Source organism: Phytohabitans kaempferiae (assembly GCF_042433955.1).
In the GTDB taxonomy this organism is placed as follows: domain Bacteria; phylum Actinomycetota; class Actinomycetes; order Mycobacteriales; family Micromonosporaceae; genus Phytohabitans; species Phytohabitans kaempferiae.
On sequence record NZ_JBHLUH010000064.1, the window covers coordinates 136,869 to 149,018 of the forward strand.

At 69.4% G+C, this 12,150-nt stretch carries 13 protein-coding genes; 12 read left to right on the forward strand and 1 reads right to left on the reverse strand.

Annotated elements, in window-relative coordinates; genetic code table 11:
* Positions 1-124 precede the first annotated feature (124 nt).
* From ACFFIA_RS31205 to ACFFIA_RS31260, 12 genes are all read left to right on the forward strand, one after another.
* Entirely contained in the window at positions 125-535 is a 411-nt protein-coding gene (locus ACFFIA_RS31205; protein WP_377257677.1) for a hypothetical protein, read from the forward strand.
* A gap of 709 nt (positions 536-1,244) precedes the next feature.
* Positions 1,245-1,781: a hypothetical protein gene (locus ACFFIA_RS31210; RefSeq protein WP_377257679.1), complete on the forward strand. Its 537-nt coding sequence runs from the start codon at positions 1,245-1,247 to the stop codon at positions 1,779-1,781.
* Positions 1,782-2,075: 294 nt separating this feature from the next.
* Positions 2,076-2,615, forward strand: a complete 540-nt coding sequence (locus ACFFIA_RS31215) for a hypothetical protein (RefSeq protein ID WP_377257681.1) — start codon at positions 2,076-2,078, stop codon at positions 2,613-2,615.
* Between the two features lie 349 nt (positions 2,616-2,964).
* On the forward strand, positions 2,965-3,912 hold the full coding sequence (locus ACFFIA_RS31220; RefSeq protein WP_377257683.1) for a hypothetical protein: 948 nt from the start codon (positions 2,965-2,967) through the stop codon (positions 3,910-3,912).
* 109 nt (positions 3,913-4,021) lie between these two features.
* Positions 4,022-4,258, forward strand: coding sequence for a hypothetical protein (locus ACFFIA_RS31225; protein WP_377257685.1), 237 nt, complete (start codon positions 4,022-4,024; stop codon positions 4,256-4,258).
* Between the two features lie 615 nt (positions 4,259-4,873).
* A complete protein-coding gene (locus ACFFIA_RS31230; RefSeq protein WP_377257687.1) occupies positions 4,874-5,644 on the forward strand; it encodes a hypothetical protein in 771 nt (256 codons plus the stop codon).
* 230 nt (positions 5,645-5,874) lie between these two features.
* On the forward strand, positions 5,875-6,438 hold the full coding sequence (locus ACFFIA_RS31235; protein ID WP_377257689.1) for a hypothetical protein: 564 nt from the start codon (positions 5,875-5,877) through the stop codon (positions 6,436-6,438).
* A gap of 463 nt (positions 6,439-6,901) precedes the next feature.
* Positions 6,902-7,147 carry an Lsr2 dimerization domain-containing protein gene (locus tag ACFFIA_RS31240; protein ID WP_377257691.1) on the forward strand — a complete coding sequence of 82 codons (246 nt, stop codon included), beginning with the start codon at positions 6,902-6,904 and terminating at the stop codon, positions 7,145-7,147.
* Positions 7,144-7,734: a hypothetical protein gene (locus ACFFIA_RS31245; RefSeq protein ID WP_377257693.1), complete on the forward strand. Its 591-nt coding sequence runs from the start codon at positions 7,144-7,146 to the stop codon at positions 7,732-7,734. Before ACFFIA_RS31240 ends, ACFFIA_RS31245 begins: the two co-directional genes overlap by 4 nt.
* A 56-nt stretch (positions 7,735-7,790) precedes the next feature.
* Positions 7,791-8,765 (forward strand): winged helix-turn-helix domain-containing protein, encoded by a 975-nt coding sequence (locus tag ACFFIA_RS31250; RefSeq protein WP_377257695.1) that lies wholly within the window; start codon positions 7,791-7,793, stop codon positions 8,763-8,765.
* A 170-nt stretch (positions 8,766-8,935) separates the two neighbouring features.
* A complete protein-coding gene (locus ACFFIA_RS31255; RefSeq protein ID WP_377257697.1) occupies positions 8,936-9,592 on the forward strand; it encodes a GGDEF domain-containing protein in 657 nt (218 codons plus the stop codon).
* Positions 9,593-9,966: 374 nt separating this feature from the next.
* The gene (locus ACFFIA_RS31260; protein WP_377257699.1) at positions 9,967-11,052 is read left to right on the forward strand and encodes a M23 family metallopeptidase; all 1,086 of its coding nucleotides are present in this window, start codon (positions 9,967-9,969) and stop codon (positions 11,050-11,052) included.
* Here the strand turns inward: ACFFIA_RS31260 and ACFFIA_RS31265 are convergent.
* The gene (locus tag ACFFIA_RS31265) at positions 11,033-11,710 is read right to left on the reverse strand and encodes a hypothetical protein (protein WP_377257701.1); all 678 of its coding nucleotides are present in this window, start codon (positions 11,708-11,710) and stop codon (positions 11,033-11,035) included. The genes ACFFIA_RS31260 and ACFFIA_RS31265 overlap by 20 nt on opposite strands.
* Between the last annotated feature and the right edge of the window lie 440 nt (positions 11,711-12,150).

A 12,150-nucleotide genomic window follows, 5' to 3' on the forward strand; every position in this document is an offset into this window, starting at 1 on the left:
ACCAGATCGGACCGATCCGACGGCCGCCGCTCGTGGCACCCTTTCGGCGCCGTTCGTGTTCACCATGCCGCCGCGCACCGACCCGTTCGACCCGGTTCCTCGTGCTCACCGCCAACGACTTCGCATGCTCATCGCCAGCGACGGACAACACCTGCTCGCCCGAGACGGTCGGCCGGTGATACTCGACTGGGAGCTGGCGGGGATGCTCGACCTGGCCAGTGAGCTCGGCTCGACCGCGCTGAGCCTCGCGAAGGGCCCCGGCTTCGACGACATCAAGCCCACTATCTTCCGCTCGGTCCTCGACGGCTACGTGGCAGGGGGCGGAGCGCTGCCGCCGTCGGGCCCAAGCTGGTTCGTGTTCATGATCGGCGGCTGGCTGGCATTCACGAGGTGGAACATCCTGCGCTGCCTCGCCGGTGTCGAGGCGAGCACCGGCCCTGACCTCGCGCTGTCGCACGAGTCCGTACGCAACGGCGTACGCGGCCTCCCCGACATGTTCGGCCGGCTTCCGGAGCTCGAGGCGCTGCTCGTGTGACAGTGACCCGCTTCTGTGCTGGCTGCGCGGCGTAACGCGCACTCCCGGAGTGGTGGTCGCCGGTCGGTACCGCCGGCGATGATCTGGTCATCGTCGGCCGCACGGTTCCCTTGAGCACCGGCCAAACCCTGCGCCTTCCCGCCGACCCCGGCCTGACCCTGATCGCTCCCGCCGACTCACCCCGACGACGACGCACTGCGCCTGCTCCCGACTTGGGCAGCCACCCGAACGACCTCAGATGCCTGCCTGGGCTCAAGGCGGGGGCCGCCTCTGGCCGTCAAGCACCAGGTGGTTAAGACACGCTCCGCATCTGTCACCTCACAAGATCATCTGTGATCTGGTGCCGCGCGAACGCCTTCCGTCACTGGCGGTCTGGGCCGGCCCGTCGCAGGTTCAGATCAGCCGCCCCCGGATCTCTCATCGGGCGGTGACGCCGGGTTACTGAAAGAGCGGGCGGTTACCGTCAAGGCACCACAGCAAACCCAGATGTCAGCACCACCCCAGTCAGGTCCCACCGACGGGCCACCCGCCGCACCACCAGCGGTCACGCTCAGCCCACCCGCCCCCTGTAGGGGCCGGTCGGCGTGCGCGACCCGCGGCACCTGTCGGTCGCACCTCGACCGTCCATCCTCACGCCGCCCGTTTCCGCAGGGCCGGCTTCTCGCCACGCCCCTCAAAGGGGGGCGCAAACCCTTTCACGAGGTGACACATGCTTTCCCGTGTCCAACGCGACGGGATCGTTCGGTGCCTGCACGGTATCGACGCCCACGCGCAAGCCACCACGCCATGGCCGGGTCCGGTCCTGTTCGGCTGGCTCCGGGACGCGCCCGTACCCGGGCATCCCGATCCGACCGCCCGGTCGCTCACCCTGGTGCCCCTCATGGTCGACCCGGCCCACTGGCAGGACCACCCCGACGGGCCCGTCGCCGCCCTGCGACGAATCACCGACGAGGCGCACGATCCCGCGCAGCAGGCCGCCAGCGCCCTCTCCCTGGCCACGGCACGGCCCGGCCAGCCCAGGTGCCTGGCCTACCTGTTCATGTACCCCGCACCGGCAGGCGGCGAGGCCTCGTCCCAGGTGAGGTCGATCAACGCGGTCGACACCGACGGCACCGTCTACGTCCTGACCCGTCCACGCTCCGGTCAAGCCGTCGTCACCATCGACGAGCCCGGCGACGAGCAGGTCGTCCAGCTGCTCCAGCGGCTGATCACCCTCACCTACCCCGACGGCCCGGACACGCACTGACAATCACGGCCCGCTTCGCGGCGGCCACCACCACCTGGCACTACAGCACATCCCGATATCAGCACCACCCGGTCAGGTTCCACCGACGGGTTCCACCGCCGCAGCTCGCGGTAGCGCTCGCCCACCCGCCCTCTTCCGGGCCGGTCGGCACGCGCAGCCCCGCGGCCACCCGACGCTCGCACCTGACCATCCGTCTCATCCCCGCCGGTCCGCGCCGACCCACATCCTGGTGGGCCGGCCGGTTCGGCATGCCCGGACATACCCGGGCACCAAACGTTGAGGAGGACATCGCGTATGCCCATCGTCACCGCCACCCAGGTGCGGATCAGTCACATCACCTACTGCATACCGCCCCGGGTTGCCCAGCGGGTAACGAATCCGGCCTCGGCCGTGTTCGACGACCAGATCCGGCCCGACCACCGGCTTCTGGCACGACCGGACAGCAAGCGCGAGCGTCTGGTGCAGGTCCGGGACGGCTCGCCGCTGCGCTGCGCCGGCGGGCCACTATGGATGATCGATCTGGACCGGATGCGACGCCGCGGTCTTGAACGCGCCCGGCACCGGCTGGCGCAGCGACGCGACGGCGTCCGCACCCAGCAGTGGCGGCGCTGGGAGACCGAACTGCTGGAGCTCGGCGAAGACGCCTACCTCGAGTACTGGCAGCTGCGGCATGCCGCCGTGGACGCGTTGTGTGAACTGCGTTCCGCGGACCGGCGGCCGCCGCTGTGCCCGCTCAACAACTCGCCGCACGCGCGACTGGCGTACGTGAGGCAAGCCAACCGACGCCTGGCCGAACTGCCCGGCGGCACCCTGCTGCTGGCCGCCCGGGTCTGACCAGTTGCCCTGACCCATCAGGGCGCACTCGCTGTCGATACGGCGGCAGCGCCCCTGCCACAACGGTGCGCTCGACGCCCCTTTTCTGAAGTTCGGCATTACCGCACCACACATATCAGCACCACCCGGTCAGGTCCCACCGACGGGCCACCCGCCGCACCACCAGCGGTAGCGCTCAGCCCACCCGCCCTTCGGGGCCGGTCGGCACGCGTATCGCGCGACGGCGGCCACGGTCGCACCGACCAACCCATCCCCACCCACCGCGGAAATCCGCCGACCCATGCAGCCAGTGGGCCGGTCACCGCCGCGCGCCCAAACACGGGGCGCCCAACCTGAAGGAGGTCCATCGATGACCACTGCACCCAACACCGGCACGGTCAACGGCACGCCGCACCGGCGCCGGGCACGCACCGCGGCACGAGCCGCCGCGCGCGCCGCCGCCACGGCCAACACCCCGGCCAAGCAGGCCACCCCGGCCAAGCAGGCCACCCCGGCCAAGCAGGCCACCCCGGCCAAGCAGGCCACCCCGGCCAAGCAGGCCACCCCGGCCAAGCAGGCCACCCCGGCCAAGTCTCCGGCTCCGGCGACCCCGGCGAGCCCAACCACGCCGGCGACGCCGGTGAAGCCGCCGGCTCCGGCCCGCACCATCGTGGTCTGCGTCCCGGACGACCTGTCCAGCAAGCTGCTGGACAGCGCCCGGAACCTGGACCGCCACCTGGGTGTGTCCGGTATCGCCGACGTGCGGTTCTGGGCCATCCCCGGGCTGCACCTGTGGCAGCGCGGCCAGATGATCCGGCTGCGCAAGCGACCGGCCTGGTGCGCCGGCGGACCCGTCCGCCTGCTCAACCTGGCCGGCATGCGCGACGCCGCCGCGGTCGGGGCGAACCTTCGCCACCGGCAGTGGTTCGGCGCGGTCACCGGAACCCCGACGGCCACGCCGTGGCACGTGTTCCACGAGCGTCACCTGAACGACCCGTCCACCTACCCGATGGACGTCGCCCGCGCGCAGTTCGAGGCGCAGCCGCGCGTTACCGCGATGCGACTGCACAACGCCGCGTACCCCGCCGCACGGGAGCTGAACCCGGACGAGCTGGAGATCCTCCAGGCCGGTCCCGCTGTCTACGCGAACTACCACCGCATGTGGACGGTCGTCACCGACGCGCTGCTCACCCACCAGGGTGTGCGGCTGCAACCAGCCAGTGACTACCTCACCGACTGGGTGCCCTACCTGCAGCAGGCCAACGAGTACGTCGACCGGCTCGACGAGACCCAGCGGCTGCTCGCTATCACCCTCTGACCCCTCAGCAGAACCGGTCGGGCACCAGCACACCAACCCGGTACCCACGGGGCCAGCGTGTGCCTGCCCGACCGGCTCTGCCCTGACCGATACGAAGGCGGCGATGCTCATGACCACGACGTTGACCTCGCGAGCACCAGTACTGGAATCGGCGAGCCGCACCGACGCGGCCGCCCTGGCGGCGTCCACCCGGCGTCCGGCCAGGCCCAAGCCCTGGTGCAACTACGCGGTTCACCGCACCACCAGCGACCGGCGGTCAGCCGGCGGCAAGATCAGAAAGGTCAAACACCACAAGAGCAAGCGACGCGCAAACCACCTGATCCAACAGTGGTGGCAACAGCGATAGATCCACGCTCAACCAGGATCCGTACCGCCCGGGCACCAAGCAGCGCCCACCTCCCGCCCCCGGCGGCGAGGGCCTGGACCTAGCCCAGGATGCTGCACAGGCCCTGCAGGAAGCACCAGATGGAACCGGTCGGGCAACCCACGCACCCAGTACCCGAGGGCAGTTGTGGCTCCCGACCGGCTCCAACCTCGTGGAGAAGCCGCCCAAGCCGCCGCGCCCGTACGCCCTTCGGCCAGCTGGGATTTCAGGCCCTGCCGATTGCGGCGCCTCTGCCGAACCCGAACCAGCCCTTGAAGCTCGCCCAACAGCAGTCCGGTATGGCAACGGCGAACGAGGACGTCGTGGGGTTCCGAAGGCGAACCACACCACGCCAACAGTCCCAATCCCGAAATCGCTTCCCTGCACGCCCCAGGGGACTTGGGGCAAACACCAGCCTTCGCCCGAAGCATGGGCGCTCTTTGCCTCTTTCACCCCAAACCCAGCACCCCCACGGGTGCCGGCCCGAAGAGTCAACGGGCGCGCGCCGCGCCACCGAACCGTGGACACCACGGGTTCGGCCAGGAGCGACACCCGACAACCTGTGACCGTTCCCGAGAAGAAAGGTGAATTGCTTCAATGACGCCACGACTGTGGTGGCGGGTCCGAGACGTGCTCCCCATCGCCGAGCACGCCGCCGCCGTCAGCGGCTACCGCGACGGCTCACCCCACCAACCCGCGCTGCTGTGGATCAACGACGCCCGCGGCGACGTCCTGGAGTCGAACGGCACACCGGTCTGGTACGACGTGGACGGACAGGTCCACCACACACGGGCCGAGACCTGGATCCACACCCCGACCGGCACCACCGGCAACCCCGCCCGCGTGGACGAACGGGACGGACACCTGCCGCTGCTGGCAGAACACCCCGACGGGCGACGGAACCTGCTGGACCTGCTGCGCTACGCCCGCGACCACGAAGTGAACTGGCTCGCCGTGGACCCCGACCCGGCCACCGACGACACCAACACCCGCTACCAGATCAGGGCCACGCGCCGCGACACAGCCCCGCCGGACGCGACCTGGAAACGCGCCAAGGTCACCTGCCCCACCATCGGCGGCGGCACCTACCCCGCCCTGATCGCCGACGGCTACACCGCCCTCGGCGGCGTCGTCGCCCGCTTTTCCCACGACGTGGTGCAGAAGATGGCCACCGACCTGGTCTACCTGAACATGAGCGGCCTCCCCGGCCGGTACCCGCGCATCCGACTCGCCCGCGGCATCGCGATCGTCCACACCGAACAGGCCGACGGCGAGATCACCCTGCTGGTCGAACAGGACCAGGTGACACCTGACGCCACCGGCCACTACTCGATCGGCGCCTATCAATGGGTTTGGGTGCCGGTGTAAGCCCCCGATGACTGCACCAAATCCTTGTGCCGCGCATCGGCGGTCGAGCAACCGACACCGCCCGGTTGGTCGTGCACAGAGGACCCCACCGCGCTCGCCGCCCCGCACAGCTCGCTGCTGTTCGGCTGGGCCAAAACGTGGCCGGGCAGGGTCGACGCCCGCGTGCGAAGCCCAACGCCTCTCACCGGTTCCCCCCATCGCCATCACCTCGACAACGGAGGTCAGCAACCATGCTCATCGAGCACACCGTGAACGCCATCGCCACGGAACTGAAGCGGGTCGAGGAAACCATCGAGCGCCGAATCGGTTGGAACGGCGACCCGGCCGTGTTCGGTATGTTCGGCGACCCGACCGACACGACGGCGCACGCCGAGGTCCTGCCGTTCGAACCGAACTGGACGGTGCCGCTGCCCGGCAGGTCAGGCAACGTTCCGGTACCGATCGTGCTTCGCGCACTCGCCGACCAGTTGAACACCAACCCGCCGGCCTGGCTGTCCGGCTGGGTGCGGCGAAACGCAGGCCCCCTGCTCGGCGCCGCTTTCCTCTGCGAGGGGTGGGTCACCTCCGGCTTCGCTGGCTACCGGTACGGAGACCTCAACGCCGTACCGGCCATGGCCGACGCGGAAGCGCGCATCCTGATCGCCGTCGACACCGACGGGCGCCTCTACCAGCTCATCCGGCGCCGCGGCGAACAGCCCACTCTCGCCGTGGAGATCGAGCCGACACGACGCCAGCGCGACGCCACCGTCGTGGACGCGGTGTACCGGCTGACCCATGCGTTCCGCGCCGTCTGAACCGGCGACACCGCCCGACACGCCAGGCCGGGCGGCCGGCCACTGAGCCGCCCTGCGTGAAGGAGCAACAGCCATCATGCAAAGTCGCAACGACCACCACACGCCCGAACAGGTCATCGCCACCAGTTCCAGCCCAGCCCTGGGATGGCCGGCCCGCGAGGGCGAGCGGGCATCAGTTCACGAGCCGTCGCCCGACGCGGGCCATTTGACCCGACCGGTCCAGAGCCGGCGAACCCGTGGGCGTCACGCCGGCGAAATCAAGCCGCCGGCCGCCGGACATGGGTCGTCGCAGCGGGCTCTGCCGCTTCCGTCGCTGGTTCCGACGTCGGCGCAGGCTTCCACGCCCACACAAGACCCACCTTGATAAGTCCGTCGATGTGTTCAGGGTTTGCCGGAAGGGGGTGCCTGGCTGGCGGCCCCATCCCACCCTGCGCATTCGACCTCCGCAGAAGGGACGCCACCTATGGCAAAACGAACCATTATCGTCGTCGAGGACGACCTCGACGGCAGCACCGACGGCGTGACCACACACCGGTTCTCGCTGGACAACACGTCCTGGGAGATCGACCTGTCCGAGCCGAACCTGGACCGGCTGCGGCAGGCCCTGCAGCCGTTCATCACCGCCGCTGTCCGCCTGCCCGCCAAACGAGGGACCCGGACCCGCCCACGCCGGACCCGCGCCGAGCACGCCGGGTCGGCGGGCCGGTGATAGCCCGCTACCTGTACGCGGTGTTGGTCGACCACACCGCCACCATCGCCAGCATCCGGCTGCACCTGGCCGGCCCCATGCAGCCCCTGGTCCGCGCCGGACAGATCCGCGGCTACCGGTACGGCGGCAGCTTCACCGGAGCGTGGGACCGCGGCTACGACCCGCAGCTCGACCCGCGGAACCGGCGTCCATGCCCCGACTGCGCGGCCAACACCGCGTCCGATGCCGGAACCTGCCTGACCTGCACCACCGGGGAACCAGGGACGACGGTCGTGGCCGACCCGAAACGGTGGGCGCCGCACCCCGGTGACATCGTCCCCCTCACCCAGCTCCTGCACCCGCAGTGGCGGTATCCGAAAGGGACGACGCCGCACGCCTGGGTCGACCTGGCCGGCATCGTGCAGATCGGCCCGGCCCCGGCAGCCACCGGCGAGAACGGCGACGAACTGACACCACCTGCCCTGCTCCAGGTCTTCGACGACCTACACACCGGCAGCCGCGACCCGCACGTCGCCATTCCCGACTGGCCACATCCCCGGTTCGATCCGGCGGCGTGGTCCGTCGCGGTCGTCGACGCCGGCCACTGAACCGCCGGCGCCTCCCCACCCCGCGCCGCAGGTGGGACGACTTGCGAGCAGTCCTCTTGCGAGCGTCCATCAAGTCCAGGACGCGAACCCCGTACACCAAATCCAGCATGGGAGGAACCATGGACAAACCAAACACGCCCGACACCAGCGGGGACGAGCCGGTAGAAGCCGTCGCGGCCGCCATCGGCAGGCTCGGCGAAGCGACCGCGGCGAAGATCGCCGAGGAAACCGGCCAGGGCTACTCCACCGTCACCGCACGGCTGCGCACCCTCGAGGCCGCCGGCCGGGCGGAGAAGACGCGCGGCGCCGACCGCCGAACCTACTGGCGGCTGCCAGCCACACCACCCGCCCCCGCCGGCACCTCCCACACCATCCCGGCCGCTGACGGGGACGTGCCTGAACCTTTGCCAGAGGCAGGCGACACCCCCACGGGCGCCAACGCCCCCGACAACGCCCCACCCACCCTGGCCGGCGGCGACACGGACACCGAGGACGCACCATCGACGGCGGAAGCGCCTGACCAGGACACCGCAGCCGCCACCGCCCCGGCCCCGACGTCCACCGACAGCCCGGCGGACCCGCCCCTCAACCCCACAGGAACGGACACCGAGGCCACCAACAACGAGCAAACCTCAAGCGACGCGGCCGAACCGCCCCCAGCCGAGCCCACCAGTACCGGCGAAGAGCCCACCGCCCCGTCCAGCACCGATAGTCCCGCAACGACGTCCACCGCGGCCGGCGCGGCCGCGAAGCGTCGGCCACCCGGCCACCTCGCCAAGGTCGCCCTGTCGATCATGCGCGCGAACCCCACCACCGTCTACACGGTGACCCAGATGGCCCGGCTGATCGACCAAGCCGACGCCGACCACGGCTACGGCAAAGCCAGTGCCGGCGCGGTCGTGCTGGCCCTCGACAACCTGACCGACGCCGGCCAGGCGGAACGGCTCACCGACAAGACCGCCAAGTTCAAGCTCGCCCCACCCGGCACCCCCGCAGCCGTCAGCACCCAGCACACCGAACCCCATGCCTGACGCGGCGTCGCTTTCCGCACCGCCCTGCGTCGTTGCCCGCTCCGGCCCGGCCGCACGCACCCGGGTACGGCCTCAACGAACGCTTCGGTGAACCTGGCCCGGGGGCGGACGTCGAAGTTGGACCCTCACGCCCGCCCCCGGTGCTCCGTAACAGGCAAGGAGCCCTGACATTGTCTCCCACATTCAGTCACCTGCTCGCCGCGGCCACCGGAGCCCTGACCGTGCTGGCCGTCCTCACCCCCTACATGGCGCACCTGCGTCGCGCCAAGCGCACCTCGGATTACGAGGCCAACCACGACAGCCTGACCGGCCTGGCGAACCGGCGCGGCCTCACCCGGCGGCTGCGGAACCTGCTGGCCGCCAGCCGCCCGGTCGGTGTGATCCTGCTCGACCTCAACGGCTTCAAACGGGTCAACGACACCCCCGCGGTCGGCCACGCCGGCGGCGACGACCTGCTACGCCACGTGGCCAGAATCCTGGCCGCGCTGCCACCACCGGCCCTGCTGGCCGCACGCTTCGGCGGTGACGAGTTCGTCGTGCTGGTCGACGGCGACCTGACCACCACCGGCCAGATCGCGGACGAACTGGCCTGGACCATCAACGGTGCCCCGATCCGCATCGCCGGACACCAGTTCCCGATCACGGCCAGCGTCGGCTACACCGCCAGCCGACCGGGTCAAACCGTCCGCCGACTGCTGCGAGAGGCGGACCTGGCCATGTTCGACGCCAAAAGGATCGACCGTGGCCGTCGCGTCGTGGCGTGGCCGCCCGACGACGACGAACCGGCGATCGCCGACCGGCCACACCGTCGCATCCGGGACTGCTGACACCCGCGCCATCCGACCACTGACACATCCGAAACACCCGACGACTTGACCTTGCCCGCGAGGTGAGCGTCGATGTGCCACAAGGTCACCACCCCAGGCCATCCCGAAGGACAAGAAGCCTCCCAGGCCCAACCGGGATGGCCAAGGTGGTGACCCCCACCCGACCCGGGCCGCTCCCCGCGCCCGAACCGCTGTCCCCCGCCGACGCACGCGTATCCGGGCCCAGCCTTTCGCCCATTCCTTTGGTCCGCCCACGCGAATCGCGGGCCTGAGGCCCTGGCCGGGCTTTGCCGCTCCTGAGCAAGGAAGGCACCACACGCGAGATACGGCAGCGCTCCTCGTCCCCTCGATTCCGCCCCACGTCTGGAGACGTCATGACGACCCGAGCTGTCGCATGGGTCGCGCTCGCCGCGTCCACCATCGTGCTGCTCTGCTCCGGCGCGATCGGCGCCATCATCGGCACCGGCGCCGCCAGCAGCTGCCCACCACCCTCGCCGGCCGTCTCCGGCACCAGCCCACCCAGATCCGGCCCGCCGACCCCGAACGCATCCCAGCGGCCCGTCGGCCGCTGGACCAGCGAGCAGGTGACCAACGCCGCCACCATCGTCAAGGTCGGCGCCGACCTTGACGTACCGCGCCGAGGATGGGTGGTCGCGCTCGCCACCGCCATGCAGGAATCCTCCCTGCGGAACCTCCCCGGAGGCGACCGCGACTCCATCGGCCTGTTCCAACAACGACCCTCACAAGGCTGGGGCACCCCCACCCAACTGGCCGACCCCGTCTACGCCGCAACCCGCTTCTACCGCGCCCTGCTCCAAATCGACGGCTGGCAGAACATGCCACTGACCCAAGCGGCGCAACAGGTACAACGCTCCGCCTACCCCCACGCCTACGCCAAATGGGAAGACGACGCCAACGCCCTACTCCAAGCTGTAGGTTCCGCGAATTGGCGAGCAATTCCGGACGATCTTGAGCAATGCGTGAGCACTGGCGGCTGGACTGCTCCATTGCGCGCGCCGGTGGTGTCCGGGTTTCGTACGGTGGAACGGCCTGGGCATGATGGGGTGGATCTTGGCGCGGTGCGGGGTACGGTTGTCCGCGCCGCGTCGCCGGGGCGAGTGGTTCGGATTCGTTGCAACGCGATCGACGTGCGGGATGGCGACGATTGGGGCTGCGATCGGGACGGCGATCCCAACCTCACCAGAGGTTGCGGCTGGTATCTGGATGTCGGCCACCGAGGTAACGTGACGACTCGCTACTGTCACCTGCTCCACGAACCAGTCCTGCGGGTTGGGGATCGGGTCGCGGCTGGGCAGCCGCTGGGATATGTCGGCTCATCCGGCCGTTCCAGTGGCCCGCACCTGCATTTCGAGGTGCATGTCGGTGGCGGGCCGGTCGATCCCGAGGTTTGGATGCGTGATCACGGGGCGCCTCTGGGCATTACTGCAGGGCGAGGGTGAAGCGGTCCTCGCCGCTCCGATGCGGCGCCGCCACGGTCAGCTGTCTGGCTGATGGTGAGGGTGCTGGTTCGAAGACTCGTGATTGGGTGAGGAAGCCTTGGGCGTCGGAGGATTCGCTTCCCCGTTCGCGGTATTGCGTTCCCTCGTCGTCCCACGCACGCCACCGGTGGTGTAGTCGGTGGATGTCGGTGTTCGATGCCCCCAGATGAGGGAATGCGAGCCTGATTCGGAGCGATGTCGACCAGATGTCGGCGCTGAGCAGGGTCGCGTTCTGTCCGTAGACTACGGCGGTCGCCCCGTCGAGTGGATGAACTCGGATGAGGGACGGGACGGTGTGGGTGTCGGGCATGGCTGGTTGCTGGCTGGTACTTGACCCTTCTGCTGTCTTGGCGAAGTAGGTTGGGGCAATGTGGTGTTCAGTGCTGGACGTTTCGAAACGTATCTCCTCGTAAATCCCCATGGATTGCAGGGTCCGGTCGAGATCTGTGAGGATACGTTGCATGTCGTCTTGGGTGAGGGCAGAAGCGGCCAGGAGTCCCAATGCCACACCGCGGATCTCTGACCGGTTGACGATGGCTGCCCTTTGTTGACTGGTGCGCTGTTGCGCCATTGTCAACCGGTCGGAGATGAGTTTCGTGAGGTACTCGCGTCCGTCCACGAATTCGATCCTGACGTTCCTGGTGGTTAGCATGGTCAGGGCCACAGTCTACGCAACGGTGGGCGATCGACCCAGCGTCGGCGCGTAGCCCTCGTGTGGGCGGACGGGTTCCTACGAGTGTGTGGGCGGCACGTAGAGCGGTGGGTCGCTGACCGCCGAGCAGGTCAGCGATTCGGGAGAGAGCAGGATGCAGTGCTCGGGCTCTCCCGTCCAGATCCAACCGGTGGGAAGGGTCAGCGTGAACAGGCCACCCGCCCAGTAGGTTCCGGAGCAGTTGCCGGTGCCGCCGCAGATATACGAACCAACCGATTGTAGGTTCGCGTTTAACATGTCGCCTTCTCATGGAGATGTCGCCCGAGATGTCGCTTGCGACATTTCCGTTCCAGCCGCGTACGGGGCGGCGAACCCGGGCCGGTTAGGCAGGTGGCTGGTCAGGATGC